Genomic DNA, 25,916 nt, shown 5'->3' with positions numbered 1-25,916 from the left:
AGAACGTAGCCCTCGCGGCTCGCGGCAAGCAAGGCAAGAAGCAAGGGAGCGTCAACCGATGGCGATCATCGCGACCGCGACGACCGTCAGCACCATCCCGACCGCCTGCCAGAACGTCACCCGTTCGCGCAGCACCACGATCGCCAGCATCACCGTCACCGCCGGATACAGGGACATCAGCACGCCTGCCAACGACAACAACGACGCATGCAGCGCCAACAACATCGCGATGTTGGCCGTCGCGTCCAGCACCGCCGCCAGCGCAGCGAGCTTCAACGGGGTGCCGGTCGGCGGGCGCAGATTCGCGCTGACGGCGGCGATCACGAACATCACCACGCTGGCCGAAAGGCGCGCGAACACCAACGGCCACAACTCGGCGCTGACCGGCGCCTGGTGGATCATCACGAAGTTGAGGCCGAACGCGACACCGGATCCCACGGTCAGCCACGCCACGGTCGGGGTGAACCGGTGCGGCGTCGCGTCTTCGTCGGTGGCCTGCCGCGACACCAGCACGACCGCGACCAGTGCGACCACCACACCCGCGGCCGCGGTCAGGCCGGGCCGCTCCCCCAGCGCCAGGCCCGCCCCGACCGGGATGCCCGCCACCAGAATGGCGGTCAGCGGCGACACCACCGAGATCGGCCCCGAGCCGAGCGCCGCGTAGAACCACCAGATGCCGAACGCCTGGTTGACACCGCACAGGCTGCCCCAGAACACCGCGCGGTGGTCGATGTGTCCGCCGACGATCGTCGCCAACACCGTCAGAATCAGCAGCGCGAGCGGATAGGACACCAGCACCACGCGCAGTGCGGCCACCCGACGGGACGCCAAACCACCGATGAAATCGCTGACGCCGTAACCGACTGCCGAGGTCAGCGCGAAAGCCGGCCCCTCGAGGCCGATCAGCGCATGCCCTTGACGCGGCGCCCGAGTTCTCGTGTCACTTCGCGCTGAGCGTCCCGCTTGGCCATGTCGTGCCGCTTGTCGTGGGCCTGCTTACCGCGGGCCAACGCGAGTTCGACCTTGACCTTGCCGTCGGTGAAGTACAGCGACAGCGGCACCAGCGTGAGGTTGCCGTCGCGGACTTTGCCGACCAGATTGTCGATCTCCTTGCGGTGCAACAGCAGTTTGCGGTTGCGCCGCGGCGGATGGTTGGTCCAGGTGCCGTGGTGATACTCCGGGATGTGCAGGTTGCGCAGCCAGATCTCGCCGTCGTCGACGGTGGCGAACGCGTCGGCCAGCGACGCCTGCCCCTCACGCAGGCTCTTCACCTCGGTACCCACTAGCTGGATGCCGGCCTCGTAGGTGTCGAGGATCGAATAGTTGTGCCGCGCTTTGCGATTCGTCGCGACGACCTTGTTGTTGGACCTCGACGGGTCGGCTTTCTTTGCCTTGGCCATGGCTATCTTCGAACGTACAGACGTAGCGTGACGTAGGCGGTGATGCCGGACATCGCCAGGCCCAGGAACAACATCAACGGGGCGCTGAAGTACAGCACGTCGGCGTAGTCGACCTTGGCGATCAGGTTCGCTTGGTAGAACTGGTTGAGCGCGTTCTCCAGGAACAGCGCGCGCACCACGATCAGGCCGACGATCGCGATCACCACCCCGATGAACGCGGCCAGCATGGCCTCCACCAGGAACGGCAGCTGGGTGTACCAGCGGGTGGCGCCCACCAATCTCATGATGCCGATCTCGGTGCGACGTGTATAGGCCGCGACTTGAACCATGTTGGCTATCAACAGCACAGCGCCGACCGCCTGCACCAACGCCACCGCGAACGCCGCATTGCTGATGCCGTCCAGCACCGCGAAGAGCCGGTCGATCAGATCCTTCTGGTTCAGCACGTTGAGCACGCCCGGCTGCCCGACCATCGCCTCGTCAAAGTCCTTGTGCTGCTCGGGATTGTCGAGCTTGACGATGAAGGACGCCGGGAATGCCTCCTTACCCGCCACGTCCTTGTATTGCGGGAACTTGCGGATCGCGTCGTTGTAGGCGTCGTCGCGGTTGAGGAACCGCACCGACTTCACGTCGTCGCGGGCCTCGATCTTCGCGCGCAACGCCTTACACGCATCGCCGTCGCAGGTGGGGTCGTTCGCCGACACGTCGTTGGTCAGGAAGACCTGGCTCTCGACGCGGTCGAGATAGATCTTGCGCGACTGATCGGCCAGCCGCACCACCAGCAGCCCGCCGCCGAACAGCCCGATCGAGATCGCGGTGGTCAGGATCATCGCAATCGTCATGGTGACGTTGCGGCGAAGTCCGGTCAGAACTTCATTGACGAGAAAGCCGAAGCGCACTTAGCGGTCCATTCCGTAGACGCCGCGCTGCTCGTCTCTGATGAGCCTGCCGAGCTCGAGTTCGACGACGCGCTGACGCATCGAGTCAACGATGTGGTGGTCGTGGGTGGCCATCAGCACCGTGGTCCCGGTGCGGTTGATCCGCTCGAGCAGATCCATGATGTCTTTACTGGTCTCGGGGTCCAGGTTGCCCGTCGGCTCGTCGGCCAGCAGCACCAGCGGTCGGTTGACGAACGCGCGGGCGATCGCGACGCGCTGCTGCTCGCCGCCGGACAGTTCGCCGGGCAGCCGGTTGGCCTTACCGGACAGCCCGACCATCTCCAGCACGTCGGGCACCACCCGGTTGATCACCTCACCGCGCTTGCCGATGACCTCCAGTGCGAACGCGACGTTTTCGAACACCGTCTTCTGTTGCAGCAGCCGGAAGTCCTGGAAGACGCAGCCGATCACCTGACGCAGGCTCGGGATGTGTCGCCCGCTGAGCTTGTTGACGTGGAACTTGGACACCCGGATGTCGCCCGACGACGGATGTTCCTCGGCCAGTAGCAGCCGCATGAACGTCGACTTGCCCGATCCGGACGGACCGATCAGGAAGACGAACTCACCCTTGTCGATCTTGACCGAGATGTTGTCGAGCGCCGGCCGCGCCGACGACTTGTACTGCTTTGACACATGGTCGAGGGTGATCATCACGGCACGCCAGTGTAGCGGTGACCGGTCTGTAAGCCGCTCAACGCTAACTCGGCGGCGCCGGCGTCGTCGGCGCCGGTCCTGACCCCGGTAAGGGCGGAGCCGGTGTCAGCGTCGGCGTCTGGGTGATGGTCTGCGGACCGAACGGCCCCGGCACCACCGTCGTGGTCGGTGTGAGCGGCGGCGGGCTGGTGTCCTCCGGCGACGGTGTCGTGGTGTCCGTCGGGCTGGTGGTGGTCGGCGTCGTCGTCGTGGTTGTCGTCGTGGTGGTGTACTCGGGCTCCTTCGGCCTGCGCACGTTGGTCCTCGGCACCCAGGTGTAGTTCGGGTCCGGCACGAACCCCGGGGGCACGACCGCGGTCGGCGGCGCCTGCGGCTGCGTCGGCTGGGGCTCGAAGTTGTGGTAGACCCAGAACAGCGCCACGAACGCGACGACCAGCACGATCGTCGAGACCCGCATCCGGCCGAGACGGGCGCTGAACCACGACTTCATGACTTAGCCTGCTCCGGCGGCGCTTGGCTTTCCTCCGCACCGCCTGCGGTCGCGGGATGCACGATGGCCTCGACCAGCGGGGTGTGGCCGTCACTCGGTGACACGATGCCTGCACGGCGCAGCGCGCGCACCACCAGCACCCGGATCCGCCGTCCCACCTCGAACTGCTTACCGGGCAGCGTGCGCGCCACCATCCGCAGGTTCACCGTGTTCAACTCGATGCTCTCCACGCCCATCAACTGGGGCGCGTCCAACAGCAGCGCCTCGAGGCTCGGATCCTGCATCGCCTTCTGGGCTACCCCGTGCAGCACGTCGTTCACCTGGTTCAGGTCGGCCGAGGCGGGAACCGGGATGTCGATCACCGCGCGTGCCCAGTCCTTGGACAGGTTCACGGTCTTGACGATCTGCCCGTTCGGGATGGTGTACACCTCGCCCTCGGTGGAGCGCAGTTTGGTGACGCGCAACGTGACATCCTCCACGGTGCCCTCCGCCGGGGCGGCGATGCCGGAGACCGTCAGCGCCACCAGGTCACCGAAGCCGTACTGCTTCTCGGTGATGATGAAGAATCCGGACAACAGGTCCTGCACCAGGCGCTGCGCACCGAAACCGAGCGCCGCGCCCAGCACGGCGGCCGGCGCGACCAGCGATCCGATCGGGATCGCCAGGATCTGGGTGACCTGCACGATCACCATCACGAACAGCAGCGCGACCGACACCCAGGAGATGACGGACGCGACGGCCTGGCGGTGCTTGGCGCTCTCCGAGCGCACCAGTTGGTCGCTTTCGCGGTACTCGGCATCGATGCGACGCACGATCCTGTTGGCCATCCAGTTGATGAAGCGGGCCGCCAGCAGGCCGCCGATCAGATACAGCGCAATGGGCACACCGCGTTCGAGGATCCAGACGCCGATGTTGCCGGTCCAGAAGCCATGCCACCGGTCGGCGTAACTCGCTGCTACTACGGTGCTATTCGTCATCTCGTCTGTTGCGCCAACGAATTCCCGCTTCCAGGAATCCGTCGATGTCTCCGTCCAATACCGCCGCGGGATTGCCGACCTCGTACTCGGTGCGCAGGTCTTTCACCATCTGGTACGGATGCAACACGTAGGAGCGCATCTGGTTTCCCCACGAACTGCCGCCGTCGCCCTTCAACGCATCGAGCTCGGCACGTTCTTCTAAACGCTTGCGTTCCAACAACTTTGCCTGAAGCACGCGCATCGCGGACACTTTGTTCTGCAATTGCGACTTCTCGTTCTGGCAAGTCACCACGATACCGGTCGGGATGTGGGTGAGTCGAACGGCGGAGTCGGTGGTGTTGACCGATTGCCCGCCGGGCCCGCTGGAGCGGTACACGTCGACGCGGACGTCGGATTCGGGGATGTCGATGTGGTCGGTGGTCTCGGTCACCGGGAGCACCTCGACCTCGGCGAACGACGTCTGACGCCGGCCCTGGTTGTCGAACGGGCTGATCCGCACCAGCCGGTGAGTGCCCTGCTCCACGGACAACGTGCCGTACGCGTACGGGGCGTGCACCGCGAACGTCGCGCTCTTGATGCCGGCCTCTTCGGCATAGGACGTGTCGAACACCTCGACGGGGTACTTGTGCGCCTCCGCCCAGCGGATGTACATCCGCATCAACATCTCGGCCCAGTCGGCGGCGTCCACGCCCCCTGCGCCGGAGCGGATGTTGACCAGCGCCTCGCGGGCGTCGTACTCGCCCGAGAGCAGCGTGCGCACCTCCATCGCCTCGATGTCCTCGCGCAGCTTGCGCAGTTCGGCGTCGGCCTCGGCGACGTCGTCGCTGCCACCTTCCTCGGCGGCCAACTCGTACATCACCGGCAGGTCGTCGAGCCGCTGCCGCAGTTCCTCGACGCGGCGCAGCTCACCCTGGGCGTGCGACAACTCGCTGGTGACCTTCTGGGCGCGCGCTTGGTCGTCCCACAGATTCGGGTCGGAGGCCTCGTGCTCGAGCTTTTCGATGCGACCACGAAGCCCGTCGACGTCGAGCACCCTCTCCACCGTGGTCAGGGTGGAGTCGAGGGCGGCGATGTCGGCTTGGCGGTCAGGATCCACGGGAGTTCAGGGTACCGGCGGTTTACCATCGGACTGGCAACCAGCCTGGGCCACCACGCGACAGCCCCCCTGCGGGTGACCGGGCAGCGACAGAAACCTCGACAAAAGGGATCCATGCGCCCATACCATGTGGCGATCGTCGGCTCAGGACCCTCGGGTTACTTTGCCGCGGCCTCGCTTCTGAAGTTCGCCGACACCACCGAAGAAGCCGACGTCCTGGTCGACATGCTGGAGATGCTGCCGACCCCGTGGGGCCTGGTGCGCTCGGGCGTGGCACCGGACCATCCGAAGATCAAATCGATCAGCGCCCAGTTCGAGAAGACCGCGCTGGATCCGCGGTTCCGGTTCTTCGGCAACATCGTCGTCGGCGACCATGTGCAGGCCGCTGAGCTGGCCGAGCGCTACGACGCGGTGGTCTACGCCGTCGGCGCGCAGGCCGACCGGGCGCTGGGCATCCCCGGCGAGGACCTGCCGGGCAGCGTGGCCGCCGTCGACTTCGTCGGCTGGTACAACGCCCACCCCCACTACGAGGAGATGGCGCCCGACGTCTCCAGCGGGCGTGCGGTCGTGGTCGGCAACGGCAACGTCGCGCTCGACGTGGCGCGCATCCTGGTCACCGATCCCGACGTGCTGGCCACCACCGACATCGCCGATCACGCGTTGAAGTCGCTGCACGACCGCGGCGTGGAAGAGGTGCTGATCGTCGGCAGGCGCGGGCCGCTGCAGGCGCCGTTCACGACGCTGGAGCTACGCGAACTCGGTGACCTGGAAGGCCTCGGCGACGTCGACGTGATCGTCGACCCTGCCGACTTCGCCGACATCTCCGAGGCGGACCTGGAAGCCGCGCCCAAGACGGTGCGCAACAACATCAAGGTGCTGCGCGGCTACGCCGAACGCACGCCGAAGGGCGCCAAGCGGCGCATCGTGTTCCGCTTCCGCACCTCCCCCATCGAGATCAAGGGCGACGGTCGCGTGCAGTCAATTGTGTTGGGCCGCAACGAACTCGTCGACGACAACGGCCGCATCGTCGCCAAGGACACCGGCGAGCGCGAGGAAATCCCCGCGCAACTCGTGGTACGCGCCGTCGGCTACAAAGGGGTCCCGACGCCGGGGCTGCCGTTCGACGAACGCAGCGGCACCATCCCGCACACCGACGGCAGGATCGCGGGCAGCCGCAACGAGTACGTGGTGGGCTGGATCAAGCGTGGCCCCACCGGCGTGATCGGCAGCAACAAGAAGGACTCGCAGGACACCGTCAACACGCTGCTCGCCGACCTGTCGGGGGCCGAGTTGGCCGATGTCGGCGACGACTATGCGGAGACGCTGGTGGAGTGGCTGCTGTCGCGGCAGCCGAAGCTGATCACCGACGACCACTGGAAGCTGATCAACGATTACGAACGGTCAGCCGGCGAGCCGCACGGTAGGCCGCGGGTGAAGCTGACCAGTGTGGCGGAGCTACTGCGCATCGCGCACGGCTAGGGATTTCTACCTTGCCGGCGGCGAACGTGGGTTACCCGCACGCCGTCGGCGGCGAAAGCGTGCGTCAACCCCACATTCGGCGCGTTAGGGCGTCGCGTCCGTCGGGGCGAACGCCCAGCGGTCCGGGTTGGTCGGCGAGTACACCACCGGGAACAGCTGGCCCATGGTCGGCCAGTCGGCGACGTCGATGGCCAACTGCTGATACACGACGTGTTCGTCGACCGTCGGGCCGTTGATCACGCCGGTGATCGTGACGAATTGCTCTCCGGTGGCTTCTGGTTTCGGGCTGACGCCGGTGACCAGCAGGTTGCCCTGTACCCAGTCGGCACCGGCACCGCGCCGTCGCATGATCCAGGGCGCCGCGAGCGCGACCAGGGCCCCGATGAGCACGATGATGATCACGAACTCCAGCACACCGCCATGGTAGGACTGCTGCCATGTATGCGGTCCGAGATGACGTGGTCCTGGCGTGCCGATTGGCCGACCGGGCCGATGTGCTGACGATGGAGCGCTTCGGCGCGTTGGACCTCCACGTCGACACAAAACCGGACCTGACGCCGGTCACCGATGCGGACCGCGGCGTCGAGCAGAGCCTGCGCGCCACCCTGTCGCAGGAGCGGCCCGACGACCTGGTGCTCGGCGAGGAATTCGGCGGCACCGCGACGTTCACGGGTCGGCAATGGGTGATCGACCCGATCGACGGCACCAAGAACTTCGTGCGCGGCGTACCGGTGTGGGCGACGTTGATCGCCCTGCTGCAGGATGGTGTCCCCGTCGCCGGCGTGGTGAGTGCGCCTGCGCTGCAACGTCGTTGGTGGGCGGGCGCCGGCGACGGCGCGTTCACCTCATTCGCCGGTGCGGCGCCCCGACCGATCGCGGTGTCGTCAGTGGCCGACCTCGAATCGGCAAGCCTGTCGTTCTCGAGCCTGTCGGGGTGGGCCGAGTTGGGCTTGCGGGACCGCTTCATCGACCTCACCGACGCGGTGTGGCGGGTCCGCGCCTACGGCGACTTCTTTTCCTACTGCCTGCTCGCAGAGGGCGCCGTCGACATCGCCGCCGAACCCGAGGTGTCGCTGTGGGACCTCGCCGCACTCGACATCGTCGTGCGCGAAGCCGGTGGCGCGTTCACCGACCTGTCCGGATCGCCGGGGCCGCACGGCGGCAGCGCGGTGGCCACCAACAAGCTTCTGCACGAAGCGGTTCTGCACAGGCTTACCGGTTAGCTGGGGGGCCTTGACACCCGACAGCGGGGACGACATCGACTCCTGGCTCGAGCAGTCTGGAAGTGCATCAAAGACAGCCGATGAAGGAGAACGCGATGCGCACCAAACTCACTTACGTCACACCGGTATTGGGTGCCGCCGCGGTGGCCGCGGCGATCTTCGCCGCACCGATCGCGTCGGCTGCCACGGTCAGCGACGACTGTGCCGACACCGGCGGCGGTACCGTGTGCCAATCACCGGGCAACGTTCAAATCGATGCCACCCCAGCGCCTTTGTCGTACAACCCGTACGGTGACGAAGCGTTCCTGCTCGGCGACGGCTTCGGCGGCTTTCACGGCGGCGGCTTCGGCGGTTTTCATGGCGGCGGGCACAGGTGACCGCTAGTCCACCCCGACGGTGAATTGCAGTGGCAGTTCGGCCCGTAACGTCGTTCCGTCACCTCGTGGACTGACGACGGTCAGCGTGCCTCCGACCGCCTCGACGCGGTCGGTGAGGCCGACCAGTCCTGAACCACCGGACGGATCGGCCCCGCCGGCCCCGTCGTCGTGGATCGTCAGGACCAGGCGGTCATCTTCGACGACGGCTCGGAGCGTCACGACCGACGCGTTCGAGTGTTTGGCCGCGTTGGTCAGCGCCTCCGCGGCGACGTAGTAGGCCGCGCCCTCGATGTTCTCCGGAAGCCGCCCGTCGACGTGGACATCCTGTTCGATCGGCACGGCACAGCGCCGTGACAGCGAGCGCAGCGCGGGGCCCAGTCCACCCTTGGACAGGATCGCCGGGTGAATGCCTCGGGACAACTCCCGCAACTCCTCGACCGCCTCTAGCAGCCCGGTGTCCAACGCCGCCAAGTCATTTCGCAGCGTGGGCGGGTCCGCGGGCACGTCCGGTTCGACCAACCGAAGCTTCAGCGCGAGCGCGACGAGGCGTTGCTGGATGCCGTCGTGCAGATCCCGTTCGATGCGTCGTCGCGCTTCGTCGGCCGCTGTCACGATGCGGGCGCGCGATGCCATCAGGTCGGCGTGGGCTTGCGCGTTCGCGATGGCGGTGCCGACCAGGTCGGTGAATTCGACCATGTGGGCTTCGGTGTCGTCGCGAAGCGGACGGTCCAGCGGCGACAGCGCAGTCATCGCGCCCCACAGTGAACCGCCGACCATGATCGGCGCGCCCACCGCCGAGTAGGAGCCCGCCGACAGGCCGGGCGGCGACTCTTCGGTGATCCGCGCCGACGTTCCGCTCTGGCGCACGCGCGCCGCCACGGTCACGTCGATCTCGATACGCGACCCGGTGGTCACCGGGTGCCCGGTGCGGGTCCACGCGGCGGCCACCGTCGCGCTGCCGTCCGACTCGAACCGCAACAGGCGGGTGATTTCGGCGTCGAGCAGCAATCCGACTTCCTCGGTGACCGAGGTGAAGATCTCCCGCGCCGGCCGCCCCTCCGCCACGCATGTCGCGACGCGGCGCAGCGCGGCCTGTTCGTCGGTGACGCGGGCCAGCGCGTCACGACCGCGCTGCAGCGATTCGCCCATCGCATTGAAATTGCGCTCCAGCACCCCGATTTCGGCCTTGCTGGTCTCGGGCACCCGCGCCGTCAGATCACCGGCCGACAGCCGCTCCGCCATTCGGGCGGTCCGCCGCACCGGACCGACGACCCCGCGGGCCAGATACAGGGTGCTCAGCGCGGTGACCACCAGCGAGGCCCCGAGTCCGACGCCCGCGATGATCGTGGCCTGCTGATAGTCGCGGTCGGCGTTCACCTGCTCCGCGTTGCTCAACGCGAACTCCGTCATCAGGAATTCGTCCAGCTGCCTGCGCAGCGCGTCCATCCGCTGCTTGCCTTCCTCGCTGGCGGGAAGACCCCGTACCCACGGTTCACCGCGGCGCGCGGCGGCGACGAGAGGCTCCGCGTAGTCGTGGACGTAGGCCAGCGCGCTGGTCTGCAGATCCGCGGCCCGCTCGGCCTGACCCGGGTGGTCGACCATGGCGCGCAGCGTTGTCAACCTTTCCGGAAGCTTCTGGCGAGCCGATTCCCACGGGGCGAGGAAGTTCGGTTCGCCGGTGATGATGTAACCGCGCTGGTTGGTCTCCATGTCGCCGAGCGTGCGGCGCACGTCGCGGGCGACGAACGACTCGTCCGCCGAATGGGTGGCCAGATCCCTGGCGCGGTGCACGGAGGCCAGCGCGACAAACAGCAGAACGAATGCGGTCGTGACGATCACCGCGACCACGCCCGTCGCCACGAGCAGTCGCGTCGTCAGCCCGACTCGCATTCAGGCACCTTTCAGTTCGCCTAAAGGTAGAGCATGAGCGTGTGAGCTTCACAACAAATCGACGTACCTTACTCAAGAGTCAGTTCGCATACCTTACTCTTGAGTCAGTTGCGTGTTCGCGCACGTCCACCAGCAAGTGAGGCAGCTGACATGACCAACACACTGCCGTCCAAGAAGCGCTCGGGCAAAGAGAGCGCCGTCGGCATGCACAAGCACCGCAGGACAGCGACCGACATCGGGTTGGCGCTGATCACGCCCATCGTCGGGCAGGAGTTCCTGGACCGCTACAACCTGCGGGATCCGCTGAACCGCGGCCTGAAGTACGGCGTCAAGCAGGTGTTCACCGCTGCGGGCGCGGCCAATCGGCAGTTCAAGCGGGTCTCGGGTGCGCCGGGCGGGCCGACCCGGCTGAAGAAGAGCGGGGCGGACTACTTCGACCTGACCCCCGACGACGAACAGCAGATGATCGTCGACACCGTCACCGAGTTCGCCGAGGAGGTGATCCGTCCCGCCGCGCACGACGCCGACGAGGCCACCGCCTATCCCCCGGACCTCGTCGCCAAGGCGACCGAACTGGGCATCACGGCCATCAACGTGCCCGAGGATTTCGACGGCATCGCCGCCCACCGCGCCGCGGTGACCAACGTGCTGGTGGCCGAGGCGCTGGCGTACGGCGACATGGGTCTGGCGCTGCCGATCCTGGCGCCTGCCGGCGTCGCCTCCGCGTTGACGCACTGGGGCAGCGCCGATCAGCAGGCGACGTATCTCAAGGAGTTCGCGGGTGAGAACGTGCCGCAGGCATGTGTGGCGATCGCCGAGCCATATCCGCTTTTCGATCCGACCGCGTTGAAGACCACCGCGGTGCGCACCCCCAGCGGCTACCGCCTCGACGGCGTGAAGTCGTTGGTACCCGCGGCCGCGAACGCCGAATTGTTCATCGTGGCAGCACAACTCAACGGCAAGCCGGCGCTGTTCATCGTCGAGTCGTCGGCCAAGGGCCTCACCGTCACTGCCGACCCGAGCATGGGTATCCGCGCGGCGGCGCTCGGCAAGGTCGAACTCGACCGCGTCACCGTGCCGTTGAGCGCGCGCCTCGGCGAGGACGGTGCGACCGACGCCGACTATTCCGAAGCCGTCGCGCTGTCGCGGCTGGGGTGGGCGGCGTTGGCGGTCGGGACCGCGCATGCGGTGCTCGACTACGTGGTGCCCTACGTCAAGGAGCGGCACGCCTTCGGCGAACCGATCGCGCACCGGCAGGCGGTGGCGTTCATGTGCGCCAACATCGCGATCGAGTTCGACGGGTTGCGGCTCATCACCTGGCGCGGAGCCTCTCGCGCCGACCAGGGCCTGCCGTTCGCCCGTGAGGCCGCGCTGGCCAAGCGACTGGGCACCGACAAGGGCATGCAGATCGGACTCGACGGCGTGCAACTGCTCGGCGGCCACGGTTACACCAAGGAGCACCCGGTCGAACGCTGGTACCGCGATCTGCGGGCCATCGGCGTCGCCGAGGGTGTCGTCGTCGTCTAACTTCGAGCGAAAGTCGAACCATGGCAATCAATCTGGAACTGCCGCGCAAGCTGGAAGCGGTCATCGAGAAGGCGCATCAGGGCGCCGCTGAAATGCTGCGGCCGATCGCCCGCAAGTGGGACCTGCGCGAGCACGAATACCCGGTCGAGTTGGACACGCTGGCGACATTGTTCGAAGGCATCTCGGACGCAAAGGCTTTCGCGTTCGCCGGCGCCGAGGCCTTCGCGGGCACCGAGACCAAGGAAACGAACCACAACGGCGGCAACATGTCGGCCGTCCTCAACGTGATGGAAATCAGTTGGGGCGACGTCGCTTTGATGCTGTCCGTGCCGCGCCAAGGCCTCGGCAACGCCGCGATCTCCAGCGTGGCCACCCCCGAACAGCTGGAGCGGCTCGGCAAGGGCGTGTGGGCGGCCATGGCCATCACCGAGCCCGGCTTCGGCTCGGACTCCGCGGCGGTGTCGACCACCGCGAAGCTGGACGGCGACGAGTACGTCATCAACGGCGAGAAGATCTTCGTCACCGCCGGATCTCGGGCCTCCCACATCGTCGTGTGGGCGACGCTGGACAAGTCGTTGGGCCGCGCGGCGATCAAGTCGTTCATCGTGCCGCGCGATTACCCCGGCGTCACCGTCGAGCGTCTCGAGGACAAGCTCGGCATCAAGGCCTCCGACACCGCGGTGATCCGGTTCGACAACGTCCGCATCCCGAAGGACAACCTGCTGGGCAGCCCGGAGATCCAGGTGGAGAAGGGCTTCGCCGGGGTGATGGAGACCTTCGACAACACGCGTCCGGTGGTCGCCGCGATGGCGGTCGGCATCGCCCGCGCCGCGCTCGAGGAACTGCGCAAGATCCTCACCGAGGCCGGTGTCGAGATCTCCTACGACAAGCCGTCACACGCACAGAGCGCGCCCGCAGCCGAGTTCCTGCGCATGGAATCCGATTGGGAGGCGGCCTATCTGCTGATGGTCCGCTCCGCATGGCAGGCCGACAACAACATCCCGAACTCCAAGGAAGCGTCGATGGGTAAGGCCAAGGCCGGCCGCGTCGCCAGCGACATCACGCTCAAGGCGGTCGAGTTGGCAGGCACCGTCGGCTATTCGGAGCAGGCGCTGTTGGAGAAGTGGGCCCGCGACAGCAAGATCCTCGACATCTTCGAGGGCACGCAGCAGATCCAGCAACTGGTGGTGGCTCGCCGCCTGCTGGGCCTGTCATCGTCCGAGCTGAAGTAGCCCCTTCCTCCCGGCGAGCAGCCCGGTTAGAAGCCGCCCTTGACCACCACGCGGGTGCGGCCCGTGACGCCGCCCCCGACGATGCTGCGCAAGGTCTGCGGTGCGTCGAGGATCGAGACGTCGTGGGTGATGTCGTCGAGGTGGTCGGGCAGTAACTCGGTGGCGATCGACTGCCACAGTTCGCGACGCTTGTCGATCGGCAGCAGCACCGAGTCGATGCCTACCAGCGTGACACCGCGCAGGATGAACGGCATCACCGTCGTCGGCAGATCAGCCGACCGGGCCAGACCTGAAATCGCCGCCACGCCAGCGTAATTGAGCGTGCTCAACGCGTACGCAAGAGTGTCGCCGCCGACGCTGTCGACCACCGCGGCGTAGCTCGACTTGCCGAGCGGGCGAACCTTCTCGCCCTCCGCGGGCAACCGGCCGACCACCTGGTACGCGCCGAGCCCCATCAGGTAATCGTGTGCCTCCGCCTTTCCGGTGGATGCGATCACCTCGTAGCCGAGGCCGGCCAACAAGTCGACGCTGACGCTGCCGACGCCGCCCGTCGCACCGGTCACCAGCACCGGCCCGTCCTGAGGCCGCACCCCGTGTGCGCGAATTGCGTTGACGCTCATAGCCGCTGTGAAGCCGGCAGTGCCGATGGCGGCCGCCTGCGCGGTGGTCAGGGTATCCAGCTTGACCAGATAGTCGGCCGGAAACCGGGCGGTGTCGGCGTATCCGCCGTGGCGTCCGGTGCCGATGTCGTATCCGTGAGCGACCACCCGGTCCCCCACCGCGAAGTCGTCGACCGCGCTTGCGGTCACCGTGCCTGCGACATCGATACCCGGGATGAGCGGATACGACCGTGCCACACCGCCCTTCGGGGTGATGGCCAGTGCGTCTTTGTAGTTGACGCCGGAGTATTCGACGGAGATGGTGACGTCACCCTCGGGCAAGAAGCTGTCGTCGACAACCTCGTGCGCAAGCGTGATCGTGCCCTCGGCATCCTGGTGTGCGACCAAAGCATTGACTGCGACCATGGGCTCAGTATTCACCAACGCAAAAGCCCCCGACTCGGCCGGTGTCGGGGGCTTTCGCGTGTTCCGGTGATCAGCCGAGGTAGGAAATCAGGTCCGGCTTCATCTGCTGAAGCTGCGCACCCCAGTAGCCCCAGCTGTGAGTGCCGTTCGGCGGGAAGTTGAACACCGCGTTGTGACCGCCCGCGGCGATGTAGTTGTCGCGGAACGTCTCGTTGGTGCGGATCGTCAGACCCTCGAGGAACGTCGCAGGCAGGTCGGCGCCGCCCAACTCATTCGGCGTGCCGTTGCCGCAGTACACCCACAACCGAGTGTTGTTGGCCACCAACGCCGGAATCTGCACCATCGGGTCGTTGCGCTTCCATGCGCTGTTCGGATCCTCGGTCGGGCCCCACATGTCGTTGGCCTTGTATCCGCCTGCATCGCCCATCGCCATGTTGATCAGGAACGGCCAACTGCCCTCGGACGGGTTGAGGAACGCGGACAACGAACCTGCGTAGATGTACATCTCGGGGTGATAGACCGCCAGGATCATCGCGGAGTTGCCCGCCATCGACAGGCCGACCGCGGCGTTGCCGGTAGTGGACACGCCCTTGTTGGCGGACAGCCACTGCGGCAGCTCGCTGGTCAGGAAGGTCTCCCACTTGTACGTCTGGCAGCCGCTCTTACCGCACGCGGGCGAATACCAGTCGGAATAGAAGCTCGACTGGCCACCGACCGGCATGACGATCGACAGCGGCGTATCGAGGAACCACTCGAACGCCTGGGTGTTGATGTCCCAGCCGTTGTAGTCGTCCTGAGCGCGCAGGCCGTCGAGCAGGTACACCGCCTTCGTGCCGGTGCCCTTCTGGAACTGGATCTTGATGTCCCGGCCCATCGACGGCGACGGCACCATCAGGTACTCGACCGGCAGGCCTGGCCGGGAGAAGGCACCCGCGGTCGCGGACCCTCCAGCTAGGCCAACCACGCCAGGCAGGACGGCCGCCGCGATGGCTGCCACCGCGAACCGGCGCGCCCAATGGCCACGAATCTTGTCAACGAACCTCATAGAGCAATTCCATCCATCTTCCGGTTACCGCTACAGCTGTAACTAGTTCCCCGACGACCACAGATCGTCATTCGCCACCGCAGCACTGTCTCTACTGCGCTGTCGCGCCCGCTCTACTGAGCCCGGTTCGGCGGAAGAGCGGACCGAGAAAATTTCAGTTGTGCGTGTGCAGTAAAACATGTGACCAGCGCAGCTGAAACCCCGACTGGCGTTGACTGCCACATTCCTGTGAATTATCGGCGGTTTCTCCCGCGTTAGTTCCTTGCCTCGCGGGTCCGTAGGCTGCGGCTTATGGGGAGGGCCGATGCGCCGACGGGCAACCGGTTGTCGGTCGACGACTGGATCCAGGCGGGCTTTGCGATTCTGGCCGAGGAGGGCATCAAGGCGCTCAAGGTCGATCGGCTGTGTCGCCGCCTCGAAGTGACCAAGGGCAGCTTTTACTGGCACTTCACCGACATCGCCGGTTACCGCACCGCGCTGGTGCAGGCCTGGGGCGAATTGCGCGGCGATGACCGCAGCGACCTCGGCGAGTTGGCCACGCTTCCGCCGCGGGAACGCCTGTCCCGGATGATGTCGTCGCTGGTCAGCCCCCGTCACTGGACCTTGGAGCGCGCCATGCGGGAGTGGGCCCGCACCGATACCGACGTGGCGGCGAGCGTGCGCGCCGCCGATCTGCGCGTACTCGCCGCGGTACGCCAGGCCTTCCTCGATCACGGCTTCGACGCCGACGACGCCGAACTGCGGGCCAACGCCACGTTCGCCGCCGGCGTCGGCTTCCTGCACCTGGCCGGCCCGCACCCGAACGCCCGCGCCGCCGCCGGGCGCGAGGGCTTCCTCGACATCATGCTCAAGCGCTGACGCTCACCGCGCCGAGACTGCGGCCAGATCTCGAAACTTTGCCAGATCACGATCTGGTCGCAGTTTCGGCGCGTCGTCCATACCAAAAGGTATGGTAGCGTCCCGCCATGCCCGCCAAAACGGCCGCTCGGCCGACGATCAGCCCAGAATTCGTCGCGCGACTCGGCGAACGGGCGCTGGACGCCGAACGACTGCGCAGGCTGCCGCAGGCCACCGTCGACGACCTCCTCGCGTCCGGTTTCACCGACCTGCTGGTGCCCGCCCGCTACGGCGGCGCGCAGGCCGATTTCCCGGCCATCCTGGATCCCGTCCGCCGGATGGCGCATGGCTGCGCGTCGAGCGCGTGGACGATCGGGTTCTACGCGCTGCACAACTGGATGCTCGCGCTGTTCGACGAACGCGCGCAGCAGGAGGCGTTCGCCACCCGGCCGTTCCTCGCACCCGCACCGCTGGCTCCGACGGGCCGCGGCCTCCCGTGCGCCGACGGCATCCGGCTCACCGGCCGCTGGTCGTGGGCCACCGGCGTGATGCACGGCAACTGGGTCATCGTCGGCGCGTTGTGCGGCCCCGAGCAGGAGATCTACCCCGCGCTGGCCCTGCTGCCGATCGACCAGGTCGAGATCGACGACGTCTGGCACACCGACGGCATGCGCGCCACCGGGTCCAACGACGTCGTCGCCACCGATGTCTTCGTCCCTGCGCACCGGTTGGTGCGGGTGGCCGACATCTACACCGGGACGGCGCCGGGGGCGGGTCTGCACGACGCCGACACCTATCGCTGGCCGATGGTGCCCGCGTTGGCGCTGCTGGCGGCCATGCCGGCACTGGGCAGCGCCGAACGCGCCGCCGAAATCTACGCCGAGCGACTGTCGCAGCGGGTGCTGGCATACGAAGGCGTGGTGCAGCAGGACAAGCCGATCGCCCAGGCGCATCTGGCCGAAGCCCGCGTCCGGCTGCGCGCGTTACACGGCCTGCTCGCCGACACCGTCGCAGACATCGAAAACCGCCTTGCCACAGGCGATCCCGTGCCACGGCAGGTGCGCGGGGAGGCCAGGCTCGCGGCAGCCCACATCGTGCACGAGTCGCGCGCGGTGATCGGCAACCTGCTCGAGGCGTCCGGCGCCAGCGCCCACTTCCTCGACAACCCACTGCAGCGGATCAAGCGCGACGTCGACGTGATCTGCGGGCACGTGGTTTTCGACTACGACACCAGCCGCGAACTCGCCGGAGCCCTCACACTGGGGATGAAGGTGCCGCGAACCGCGATGGTGTGAGAGGGGACCCCATGGCCAACGAACTGCGAGACCGCATCACCAGCACGTTCCAGAAGCGGGTGGCCAACCCGCTGATGCGACTGCTGCCGTTTCAGACACTGCTGGAGACGACGGGCCGCAAATCGGGTGCACCCCGACGCACCCCGCTGGGCGGCGGTCGGGTCGGCGACCAGTTCTGGTTCGTCTCCGAGTTCGGCGAGAAGTCGCAGTACGTCAAGAACATCAAGGCCGACCCCAACGTCCGGGTGCGCTTGAACGGGCGGTGGCACAAGGGCGTCGCGCATCTTCTGCCCGACGACGATCCGCACGAGCGACTGAAGTCGCTGCCCGCGTTCAACAGCATGGGTGTACGCACCTTCGGCACCAATCTGCTGACCATCCGCGTCGACGTGGTGGATTGACCCGACTTAGAAGTAAAACTAACATCACTTTTAGTTTTTTCGTCGACGTTGATGGAGGCCGCCATGGAATCGTTCGTGCACCTGCGAAAAGGCCGCACCCCGAAGCGATTACACGCCGATCTCGACGGCCTCAAGGACGACGAGCTGGGCCGCGGGGGCTTCACCGGTCGGACCGCCAACATCTACCGGCGCCACGACCCCACCGCCTACCGCGCGTCCGGTCCGCTGCGTCCCGTCGACGTGCTCGCCGACCAACTGAAGCCGGGCGACGCCACCGACGCGGCCGGCGGGCCGCTGCTGATGTTCTCCAACGCCGACTGCCAGGTGCTGCTGTCGCGGCGCAGCGAGGCGATGCCGTTCTTCGTCCGCTACGTCGACGGCGATCTGCTCAGCTTCGTCCACCGCGGCTCCGGTCTTCTGGAGACCGAGTTCGGTCCGCTGCGCTATCGCCAAGGCGATTGGGTCTACATCCCCAAGGCGTGCACGTTCCGGCAAGTCCCCGACGAAGAGTCCACGCTGTTGATGATCCAGGCCACCGACGAGTTCCGGGTGCCGCCGCCGGGCTATCTGGGACGACACTTCCCGTTCGACCCGTCGCAGGCGACCATCCCCGAGCCCGCGCCCATAGACGACGACGGCCGCGACCAGTACGAGGTGCGGCTGATCCATGACGGCGGGCCGACTTCGCTGTTCTACCAACATCATCCGCTCGACGTCGAAGGGTGGCGCGGCGACAACTTCGCGTTCACGTTCAACATCGACGACTACAACGTGGTGACGTCCGACAGCGTGCACCTACCGCCCACCGTGCATCTGTTCATGCAGGCGACCGGCGTGTATGTGATGAACTTCCTGCCCAAACCGGCCGAGGGCGTGCCGGGAACCGAGCGCACACCCTGGTATCACCGCAACGTCGACTATGACGAGATCGCGTTCTTCCACGGCGGTTCGCTGTACGGAATACCGATGCCGCCCGGACTCATTTCCCATGCCCCGCAAGGGGTTCACCACGGCGCGCCGGAGAAGGCTCGCGAGCGTGCACGCCGCAAATTCGACGAGTACGACTCGGTGGACTGGTCGGTGATCGCGGTGGACACCCGGCGCAGGCTGGTGCCGTCGGCCGACATCCTCGCCAACGACCTTGGGCAGCACTCATGACGTCCACGGTCGTGAAGTACGAATATGACCGTATCCCGTATTTGATTGCGTACCAGAATCTTTCGGGTGTCCGGGATGTCTACGGCGGCGTCTCCGAGCTGATCGTCCTCGAGAGCTATCTGCTCAAGCCGAAGATCAAGCCGTCGGACACGGTGCTGGTGTTCATGCACCCCATCGGGGGCGGGGCGTACCTGCCGATGATCAACGCGCTGGCCCGCGCGGGCCATCACGTCATCTACTGCAACAGCCGGTTCCGGGGCACGGACTCCGCGCTGCTGATGGAGAAGGTCGTCGAGGATCTCGGCGAATGCATCAAGGACGCCAAGAACCGGCTGGGCTATCAGAAGGTGGTGCTGGCCGGCTGGAGTGGCGGCGGTTCGCTGTCGGCGTTCTACCAACAGCAGGCCACCTATCCGACGGTGACCGCAAGCCCGTCCGGCGACGGTCCCGACCTGACCAAACTGGGCCTGATCCCCGCCGACGGCATCATGATGCTGGCCGCGCACATCAGCCGCCACGGCACACTGACCGAATGGCTGGACGCGTCCATCCTCGACGAGTCGGACCCGTCCAAGCGGGATCCGGAACTCGACCTGTACAACCCGGACAACCCCAATCAGCCGCCCTATACCGAGGAATTCCTGCAGCGCTACCGGGCCGCTCAGGTGGCGCGCAACCGGCGAATCACCAAGTGGGTCAAGGACAAGCTCGCTGAGCTGAAGGCCGCTGGGCGCCCCGATGACGAGTTCGCCTTCGTCGTGCACGGCACGATGGCAGACCCCCGCTGGCTGGATCCCACCGTCGACCCGAACGAGCGCGAACCGCGCAGCACCTACCTGGGCGACCCGCAGGTGGTCAACATGGGACCGTTCGGCCTCGCCCGGTTCTGCACGCTGCGCAGCTGGCTGTCGCAGTGGAGTTACGACGACGCCAACGGCGACGCCGTCAAGGCCGGCCCGGGCATCGACGTGCCCACGCTGGTGATCGGCAACCTGGCCGACAACGCGTGCACACCCAGCCACACCCGCCGCATCTTCGACGCCATCGGGCATCCTGATAAGGAAATGCACGAAATACACCGCGCCAACCACTACTACTCCGGCCCGGGCCAGCGCGACACGCTGCGCGAGGCGGTCGGCATCTGCACGGACTGGCTGCACCGGCACGGATTCTCGCTATGACAGTCGGCCCGCTGGACGGCATTCGGGTCATCGAGGTCGGCACGCTGATCTCCGGGCCCTTCGCGGGCCGGCTGCTCGGCGACATGGGTGCCGAAGTCATCAAGATCGAACCGCCGGGGGCGCCCGACCCGCTGCGCACCTGGGGTCAGGCCGAACTGGACGGTCATCACTTCTTCTGGACCGTGCACGCCCGCAACAAGAAAGCCGTCACGCTGAACCTCCGCGAGGAGGCGGGTCGCGCGCTGTTCCTCGACCTCGTCGAACGCTCCGACATCATCGTGGAGAACTTCCGGCCCGGCACGCTGGAGAAGTGGAACCTCGGTTACGACGTGCTGCGCGAACGCAATCGGGGCATCATCCTGGTCCGCGTGTCCGGCTACGGTCAGACCGGACCCGAGGCGCACAAGGCCGGCTATGCGTCCGTCGCCGAGGCGGCGAGCGGGCTGAGGCACATGAACGGTTTCCCCGGCGGCCCTCCCCCCCGGTTGGCCCTGTCACTGGGCGACAGCCTGGCCGGGATGTTCGCCGCGCAGGGTGCGCTGGCGGCGCTGTATCGCCGCACGGTGTCCGGTGAAGGTCAGATCGTCGACGCGGCGCTGACCGAATCATGTTTGGCGGTACAGGAATCCACGATTCCCGACTATGACGTCGGCGGTGTGGTGCGCGGCCCGTCGGGCACCCGGTTGGAGGGCATCGCACCGTCGAACATCTACCCGACGGCCGACGGCAGTTGGGTGGTGATCGCCGCCAACCAGGACACGGTGTTCCGCAGGCTGTGCGCCGCGATGGACCAACCGGAGCTGGCGACCGACGAGCGGTTCGCCAATCACGTTGCCAGGGGCCGCAATCAGGACGAGCTGGACAAGATCATCGGCGCGTGGGCCGCGCAGCGCCAGCCGGCCGACATCATCGCCACGCTCAGCGACGCCGGTGTGATCAGCGGCCCGATCAACACCGTCGCCGAGGTGGTCAACGATCCGCAGCTGAATGCCCGCGGCATGATCGCCGACCACTGGGACGACCGGATCGGGCGAAACGTCAAGGGCCCCGGCGTCGTGCCGGTGCTGTCGCAGACCCCGGGAACCATCCGCAACGCTGGCCCGGCCAGCCCGGGACAGCACAACGACGAGATCTATCAGGGCCTGCTCGGCAAGACCGCGGAGGAACTGGAGACGCTGCGAGGAAAGGGTGTGCTGTGACGGGATTACCTGAGGCCGTCGACATCCGCGACGTGTCGATGCGCGACGGCCTGCAGATCGAGGCGCCGATTCCGTTGTCCGCGAAGCTCGAACTGCTCGCGGCGGTCGCCGCCACGGGAGTTCGGGAGATGGAGGCGACGGCGTTCGTGTCACCGTCGAAGGTGCCCGCGCTGGCCGACGCCGCGGAACTGGCAGCGGAACTACCGTCGTTTCCCGGCATCGAGTTCTCGGCGCTGGTCGCCAGCCCCAACGGCGCCAAGCGTGCGATCGCGGCGGGCCTGGGCTCGATCGAATACGTGGTGTCGGCCGCCGACGGCCACAGCCGCGCCAACGTCGGCCGGTCCACGGCCGAAGCCACCGCACAGATTCCGGAGATCCTCGCGATCGCCCACGACAGCGGGGCGTCGGTCGAGGTCATCATCGCCACGGCGTGGGACTGCCCGTTCGACGGGCCCACCCCGGCCGAGCGCGTGGTCGACGTGATCAGCGCGGCGTGCGACGCCGGTGCCGACAGGCTCGCGATCGCCGACACCATCGGCACCACCACCCCGCGGCGGGTCGTCGACCTGATCGAGCGAATCCGACCGCGAATCGGCCATATTCCGCTCGGCGCACACTTCCACAACACCCGCGGCGCTGGACTTGCCAGCGCCTACGCGGCGGTCAGCGCGGGCGTCACCCGACTGGACGCCTCGGTCGGCGGCCTCGGCGGTTGCCCGTTCGCCCCCGGCGCCAGCGGCAACATCGCCACCGAAGACCTGGTGTACCTGTTGCGGGACAGCGGCATTCACGTCGACGTCGACCTGCAGGCCGCGATCGCCGCCGCCGAGGTGGCACAACGCGTGGTCGGCCACGACCTGCCGAGTTCGCTGCTGCGCGCGGGCGACCGCATCCTCGGCGGCTAGCGTGCCCGTCGAAGCCCTGAGCGCCAAGGGTCGCCAAACCCGGGACGCCATCGAGCAGGCGGCGCGGAAGCTGTTTGCCGAGCGTGGGTTTCACGGCACAACGCTGGCCGACATCACGTCGGCGGCGGGCAAGTCGCCCGCCGTGTTCTACCGCTACTTCGGCGACAAGGAGGATCTGCTCGCCGCGCTGGCCGAGTCGTTCCTGCACGACACCGTCGCGCCACTGGGGGTGGATCTCGATCTGCCCGACTCCCCCGACGACGACGCGTTCTTCACCTCCGTCGTGACCGGCTACTGGACCATCTTCAAGCAGAACATCGGCGTAATGATCGCCGTCGCTCAACTTGCCGCCACTCAGCCGCGATTCGCCGCTGTGCAGAATGAATTTCGCCGCTTCGGGATCGACATCGTGGCCGCGTCGGTGCGGCGCGCTCAGGAGCAGGGCTACGGGGCCGAACTCGTCCCCGAACACACCGCCGCCGCGATCGCGCTGCTGTTCGAGAACTTCACCACCGTCTTCGTCGGCACCCCTGGCCTTGGGTTGGAGATCACCGACGAGGACGCCGTCGCCACACTGGCGAGGATTTGGAAGAAGACGTTGTACGGGTTCTGACAACAGAGGAGAATCACCGTGGATTTCGCCCTACCAGAGCACCTTCCGGGGTTGCTTGCCGAGATGGACGCGTTCATCGAGGCCGAGATCAAACCGCTGGAGCGTGAGCACATCCAGTACTTCGACCAGCGCCGCGAGCATGCCCGCACCGACTGGGACAACGGCGGCATCCCGCGACGGGAATGGGAGGACCTGCTCGGCGAGATGCGCAAGCGGGCAGACAAGGCGGGTTGGTTGCGCTACGGGCTGCCGTCGCGGTTCGGCGGCCGCGACGGCACCAACATCGACATGGCGGTGATCCGGGAACACCTGGCGCACAAGGGCCTCGGACTGCACAACGACCTGCAGGACGAGTCCTCGATCGTCGGGAACTTCCCGCAGGTGATCATGATGGACCGGTTCGGTACCGAGGCGCAGAAGGCGGAATGGACCGAGGCGCTGATCACCGGTGAGCGGTCGATGGCGTTCGGGCTGACCGAACCGAACCACGGATCGGACGCGACCTGGCTGGAAACCCACGCCGTCCTCGACGGCGACGAGTGGGTGATCAACGGCGCCAAGCGGTTCAACACCGGTGTCCACCGGGCGACGCACGATCTGGTGTTCGCGCGCACCTCCGGTGAGCCAGGTCAGGCCCGTGGCATCACCGCGTTCCTCGTGCCCACCGACAGCCCCGGCTTCACGGTGCCGTACTACTGGTGGACGTTCAACATGCCGACCGACCACGGCGAAGTGGAACTGACCGACGTCCGCGTGGCAGGCGACGCGGTACTCGGCGAAGTCGACCGCGGCCTGGAGGTCGGCCAGACCTTCCTGCACGAGAACCGGATCCGGCAGGCCGCCAGCAGCCTCGGCGCCGCGCAGTACTGCATCGACCGCGCCGTCGGCTACGCCAACGACCGATCGGTGTTCGGCAAGCCGCTCTCGGTCAACCAGGCCGTGCAATGGCCGCTCGTCGAACTGCAGACCGAAGCCCAGATGGTGCGGCTGTTGGTGTATTACGCGGCAACCCAACTCGACGCCAATCACCACATGGAGGTCTCCGACAAGGTGTCGATGGCCAACTACCGGGCCAACCGGCTGGTCTGTGAGGCCGCCGACCGGGCCATGCAGGTGTTCGGGGGCGTCGGCTACAGCAGACACGAACCGTTCGAACACATCTACCGGCACCACCGGCGCTACCGCATCACCGAAGGCGCCGAGGAGATCCAGATCCGTCGGGTGGCCCAGCGGCTCTTCGGGTTCGGGCGCAAGTGAGAGATCAGCTGGCGGCGGTGCTGCGACCGGTGCTCGGCGATGTCAGCGTCGAGAACCTGCGCGCGCTGACCGGCGGTGCCAGCCGCACCACATGGGCGTTCGACGCCGTCGGCGATCAACGCCGCCCGTTGATCCTGCGGACCGGGCCACCCGATGACGTGCACGCCGGCATGGAGTTGGAGGCCGCGGTGCAACAGCGCGCGGCCGCGGCCGGCGCACCCGTCCCCCACATCCTGGCCGCCGACAATTCGGTTGCCGCACTGGGTAATCCGTATCTCATCTGCGACGCGATCGCAGGCGAGACGATCGTCAGGAAAATCCACCGCAGCCTCGACGACGCGGGCCGGGCGCGACTGCTGCGGCAGTGCGCCGAGGCCCTCGCCGCGATTCACCGCGCCGACCCCGACGGCATTGGGCTGGCCGAGGCCGACCAGCTGGCCGGGTGGCGGCAGCGCCTCGACGAAATGGGCGATACCACAGCGACATTCGAATGGGCGTTCCGCTGGCTGGACCGCCACCGGCGGCCGCCGTCGCAGAGAGTTCTCGTGCACGGGGACTTCCGGATGGGCAACCTGATCGTCGACGGCGATGGGCTCGCCGCCGTGCTGGATTGGGAACTGGTGCACACCGGCGAGGTGTACGAGGATCTCGCGTGGTTCTGCATCCGGGCATGGCGGTTCGGCGCGCCCGAGTCGCTCGGCGCGGGCGGGCTGGGCAGCGTCGAGGCGTTCCTGTCCGCGTACGAGGCGGCGGCCGGTGTCGCGCTTGATCGCGACGCCTTCCGCTGGTGGCTGGTCGCCGCCACGCTGAGCTGGGGCGTCATCTGCCGGTTCCAGGCAGAGCGGCACCTGTCGGGGCAGACGCCGTCGGTGGAACTGGCGGCGATCGGCCGCCGCGTCGCCGAAACCGAGTGGGATGTGCTCGACCTGTTGGAGGCGAAGTGAACTGGCTCTACGGACGGCCCACCGCGGCCGAACTGGTCGCCGCGGTCGCCGACTTCCTCGACAACGACGTCCGGTCCAACATCGACGGACAGGTCAACTTCCACGCCCGCGTCGCCGCCAACGTGCTGCGCATCGTCGAGCGCGAACTGACCGACGACTCTGCCGCCGAGGTCACCAAGGCGCTGGCCGCCCTCGGCTTCGCCGACGAGCCCGCTCTGGCGGCGGCCATCCGCGCCGGGTCATTGGACGACCGGACCGGCGAGGTGCTGCCCGTCCTGCGCAGCCTGATCCGTCACCGGTTGGCCGTCGCCCATCCGGGTTACGACCAGTCGACGCCCGACAGCTCCTGAAGCACGCGCAGGAACGTGGTGCGATCGCTTGGCGACAGCGTGCCGAGCCACCGCTCCTCCCCGCGTTGAATCGCCGTCTGCGTACGGTTTTTCACTCTGCGCCCGGCTTCGGTGATGGCCAGTAAGCGCACCCGCCGATCGTCCGGATCAGGGACACGCTCGATCAGTCCCTTCTCCTGGAGTTCGTCGAGGACGGCGATGATGCGAGTCTTGTCCGCGCCGATCGCCTCCGCGAGCGCCGCCTGGGTGCGTATCGACGACCGGTCGAGTGCGACCAGCACGCTGTAACCCCACATCGACAGGCCGTTTTCCGCGAGCACCGGCAGTTCGGCAGCCATCATGTCCCGGACCAGCGGCGCGAGCATGGCGGCGAGGTCGGGTCGCTTGCGCCTGGGGGTCACACCGGGATACTAAACATTGACC

At 67.1% G+C, this 25,916-nt stretch carries 28 protein-coding genes; 16 read left to right on the top strand and 12 right to left on the bottom strand.

Annotated elements, in window-relative coordinates; genetic code table 11:
* Positions 1-51: 51 nt before the first annotated feature.
* Genes C1A30_RS13930 through prfB form a run of 7 tightly spaced genes read right to left on the bottom strand, consistent with a single transcriptional unit; the run spans position 52 to position 5,555 of the window.
* Positions 52-903: an EamA family transporter gene (locus C1A30_RS13930; RefSeq protein WP_200828354.1), complete on the bottom strand. Its 852-nt coding sequence runs from the start codon at positions 901-903 to the stop codon at positions 52-54.
* Positions 903-1,400, bottom strand: a complete 498-nt coding sequence (smpB, locus tag C1A30_RS13925) for an SsrA-binding protein SmpB (RefSeq protein ID WP_101948856.1) — start codon at positions 1,398-1,400, stop codon at positions 903-905. The genes C1A30_RS13930 and smpB overlap by 1 nt, the downstream gene beginning before the upstream one ends.
* Positions 1,401-1,402: 2 nt before the next feature.
* Positions 1,403-2,299, bottom strand: a complete 897-nt coding sequence (ftsX, locus tag C1A30_RS13920) for a permease-like cell division protein FtsX (protein ID WP_101948855.1) — start codon at positions 2,297-2,299, stop codon at positions 1,403-1,405.
* On the bottom strand, positions 2,300-2,989 hold the full coding sequence (ftsE, locus tag C1A30_RS13915; RefSeq protein ID WP_101948854.1) for a cell division ATP-binding protein FtsE: 690 nt from the start codon (positions 2,987-2,989) through the stop codon (positions 2,300-2,302).
* A 46-nt stretch (positions 2,990-3,035) separates the two neighbouring features.
* Positions 3,036-3,482: a hypothetical protein gene (locus tag C1A30_RS13910; RefSeq protein WP_101948853.1), complete on the bottom strand. Its 447-nt coding sequence runs from the start codon at positions 3,480-3,482 to the stop codon at positions 3,036-3,038.
* On the bottom strand, positions 3,479-4,459 hold the full coding sequence (locus C1A30_RS13905; RefSeq protein ID WP_101948852.1) for a mechanosensitive ion channel family protein: 981 nt from the start codon (positions 4,457-4,459) through the stop codon (positions 3,479-3,481). Before C1A30_RS13905 ends, C1A30_RS13910 begins: the two co-directional genes overlap by 4 nt.
* On the bottom strand, positions 4,449-5,555 hold the full coding sequence (gene prfB, locus C1A30_RS13900; RefSeq protein ID WP_067808170.1) for a peptide chain release factor 2: 1,107 nt from the start codon (positions 5,553-5,555) through the stop codon (positions 4,449-4,451). Before prfB ends, C1A30_RS13905 begins: the two co-directional genes overlap by 11 nt.
* A gap of 114 nt (positions 5,556-5,669) precedes the next feature.
* On the opposite strand from prfB, the gene C1A30_RS13895 reads away from it, so the two are divergent.
* The gene (locus C1A30_RS13895; RefSeq protein ID WP_101948851.1) at positions 5,670-7,034 is read left to right on the top strand and encodes an FAD-dependent oxidoreductase; all 1,365 of its coding nucleotides are present in this window, start codon (positions 5,670-5,672) and stop codon (positions 7,032-7,034) included.
* 84 nt (positions 7,035-7,118) lie between these two features.
* Here C1A30_RS13895 and C1A30_RS13890 read toward each other — a convergent pair whose 3' ends face one another.
* On the bottom strand, positions 7,119-7,448 hold the full coding sequence (locus C1A30_RS13890; protein WP_101948850.1) for a hypothetical protein: 330 nt from the start codon (positions 7,446-7,448) through the stop codon (positions 7,119-7,121).
* Positions 7,449-7,471: 23 nt separating this feature from the next.
* On the opposite strand from C1A30_RS13890, the gene hisN reads away from it, so the two are divergent.
* On the top strand, positions 7,472-8,257 hold the full coding sequence (hisN, locus tag C1A30_RS13885) for a histidinol-phosphatase (RefSeq protein ID WP_101948849.1): 786 nt from the start codon (positions 7,472-7,474) through the stop codon (positions 8,255-8,257).
* A 95-nt stretch (positions 8,258-8,352) separates the two neighbouring features.
* Positions 8,353-8,634 carry a hypothetical protein gene (locus C1A30_RS13880; RefSeq protein WP_101950187.1) on the top strand — a complete coding sequence of 94 codons (282 nt, stop codon included), beginning with the start codon at positions 8,353-8,355 and terminating at the stop codon, positions 8,632-8,634.
* Between the two features lie 3 nt (positions 8,635-8,637).
* Here the strand turns inward: C1A30_RS13880 and C1A30_RS13875 are convergent, their stop codons facing one another.
* Positions 8,638-10,524 carry a CHASE3 domain-containing protein gene (locus C1A30_RS13875; RefSeq protein WP_101948848.1) on the bottom strand — a complete coding sequence of 629 codons (1,887 nt, stop codon included), beginning with the start codon at positions 10,522-10,524 and terminating at the stop codon, positions 8,638-8,640.
* Between the two features lie 150 nt (positions 10,525-10,674).
* Here C1A30_RS13875 and C1A30_RS13870 point away from each other — a divergent pair, with 150 nt between their 5' ends.
* Both C1A30_RS13870 and C1A30_RS13865 read left to right on the top strand, forming a co-directional pair.
* Positions 10,675-12,051: an acyl-CoA dehydrogenase family protein gene (locus C1A30_RS13870; protein ID WP_101948847.1), complete on the top strand. Its 1,377-nt coding sequence runs from the start codon at positions 10,675-10,677 to the stop codon at positions 12,049-12,051.
* A 20-nt stretch (positions 12,052-12,071) separates the two neighbouring features.
* The gene (locus tag C1A30_RS13865) at positions 12,072-13,283 is read left to right on the top strand and encodes an acyl-CoA dehydrogenase family protein (RefSeq protein ID WP_101948846.1); all 1,212 of its coding nucleotides are present in this window, start codon (positions 12,072-12,074) and stop codon (positions 13,281-13,283) included.
* 26 nt (positions 13,284-13,309) lie between these two features.
* On the opposite strand, the gene C1A30_RS13860 is transcribed toward C1A30_RS13865, so the two are convergent.
* Complete coding sequence (locus tag C1A30_RS13860) at positions 13,310-14,308, bottom strand: MDR family oxidoreductase (RefSeq protein ID WP_101948845.1); 999 nt, start codon at positions 14,306-14,308, stop codon at positions 13,310-13,312.
* Between the two features lie 70 nt (positions 14,309-14,378).
* Positions 14,379-15,353: an esterase family protein gene (locus C1A30_RS13855; RefSeq protein WP_101948844.1), complete on the bottom strand. Its 975-nt coding sequence runs from the start codon at positions 15,351-15,353 to the stop codon at positions 14,379-14,381.
* A gap of 291 nt (positions 15,354-15,644) precedes the next feature.
* On the opposite strand from C1A30_RS13855, the gene C1A30_RS13850 reads away from it, so the two are divergent.
* The 11 genes from C1A30_RS13850 (at position 15,645) to C1A30_RS36050 (ending at position 25,493) form a co-directional block, all read left to right on the top strand.
* Positions 15,645-16,211 carry a TetR/AcrR family transcriptional regulator gene (locus C1A30_RS13850; RefSeq protein WP_101948843.1) on the top strand — a complete coding sequence of 189 codons (567 nt, stop codon included), beginning with the start codon at positions 15,645-15,647 and terminating at the stop codon, positions 16,209-16,211.
* A 107-nt stretch (positions 16,212-16,318) separates the two neighbouring features.
* Positions 16,319-17,485 carry an acyl-CoA dehydrogenase gene (locus tag C1A30_RS13845; protein WP_101948842.1) on the top strand — a complete coding sequence of 389 codons (1,167 nt, stop codon included), beginning with the start codon at positions 16,319-16,321 and terminating at the stop codon, positions 17,483-17,485.
* Between the two features lie 11 nt (positions 17,486-17,496).
* Positions 17,497-17,886 (top strand): nitroreductase/quinone reductase family protein, encoded by a 390-nt coding sequence (locus C1A30_RS13840; protein ID WP_101948841.1) that lies wholly within the window; start codon positions 17,497-17,499, stop codon positions 17,884-17,886.
* Positions 17,887-17,949: 63 nt separating this feature from the next.
* Positions 17,950-19,044, top strand: a complete 1,095-nt coding sequence (locus tag C1A30_RS13835) for a homogentisate 1,2-dioxygenase (RefSeq protein WP_101950186.1) — start codon at positions 17,950-17,952, stop codon at positions 19,042-19,044.
* Positions 19,041-20,225 (top strand): S9 family peptidase, encoded by a 1,185-nt coding sequence (locus tag C1A30_RS13830; RefSeq protein ID WP_101948840.1) that lies wholly within the window; start codon positions 19,041-19,043, stop codon positions 20,223-20,225. Before C1A30_RS13835 ends, C1A30_RS13830 begins: the two co-directional genes overlap by 4 nt.
* Positions 20,222-21,424, top strand: a complete 1,203-nt coding sequence (locus C1A30_RS13825) for a CaiB/BaiF CoA-transferase family protein (protein WP_101948839.1) — start codon at positions 20,222-20,224, stop codon at positions 21,422-21,424. Before C1A30_RS13830 ends, C1A30_RS13825 begins: the two co-directional genes overlap by 4 nt.
* Positions 21,421-22,329, top strand: coding sequence for a hydroxymethylglutaryl-CoA lyase (locus tag C1A30_RS13820; RefSeq protein ID WP_101948838.1), 909 nt, complete (start codon positions 21,421-21,423; stop codon positions 22,327-22,329). The genes C1A30_RS13825 and C1A30_RS13820 overlap by 4 nt, the downstream gene beginning before the upstream one ends.
* A gap of 1 nt (position 22,330) precedes the next feature.
* Positions 22,331-22,942: a TetR/AcrR family transcriptional regulator gene (locus C1A30_RS13815; protein ID WP_101948837.1), complete on the top strand. Its 612-nt coding sequence runs from the start codon at positions 22,331-22,333 to the stop codon at positions 22,940-22,942.
* An 18-nt stretch (positions 22,943-22,960) separates the two neighbouring features.
* Positions 22,961-24,199, top strand: a complete 1,239-nt coding sequence (locus C1A30_RS13810) for an acyl-CoA dehydrogenase family protein (protein WP_101948836.1) — start codon at positions 22,961-22,963, stop codon at positions 24,197-24,199.
* Complete coding sequence (locus tag C1A30_RS13805; RefSeq protein WP_101948835.1) at positions 24,196-25,143, top strand: phosphotransferase family protein; 948 nt, start codon at positions 24,196-24,198, stop codon at positions 25,141-25,143. The genes C1A30_RS13810 and C1A30_RS13805 overlap by 4 nt, the downstream gene beginning before the upstream one ends.
* Entirely contained in the window at positions 25,140-25,493 is a 354-nt protein-coding gene (locus tag C1A30_RS36050; protein WP_101948834.1) for a DUF6285 domain-containing protein, read from the top strand. The genes C1A30_RS13805 and C1A30_RS36050 overlap by 4 nt, the downstream gene beginning before the upstream one ends.
* Here the strand turns inward: C1A30_RS36050 and C1A30_RS13795 are convergent.
* Entirely contained in the window at positions 25,463-25,894 is a 432-nt protein-coding gene (locus C1A30_RS13795; RefSeq protein WP_101948833.1) for a MarR family winged helix-turn-helix transcriptional regulator, read from the bottom strand. The two genes, C1A30_RS36050 and C1A30_RS13795, sit on opposite strands and share 31 nt — an antisense overlap.
* Between the last annotated feature and the right edge of the window lie 22 nt (positions 25,895-25,916).

The organism is Mycobacterium sp. 3519A, from assembly GCF_900240945.1.
GTDB lineage: Bacteria > Actinomycetota > Actinomycetes > Mycobacteriales > Mycobacteriaceae > Mycobacterium.
Note: the sequence above shows the minus strand (reverse complement) of the source record. Positions and strands in the feature narration are given on the sequence as shown.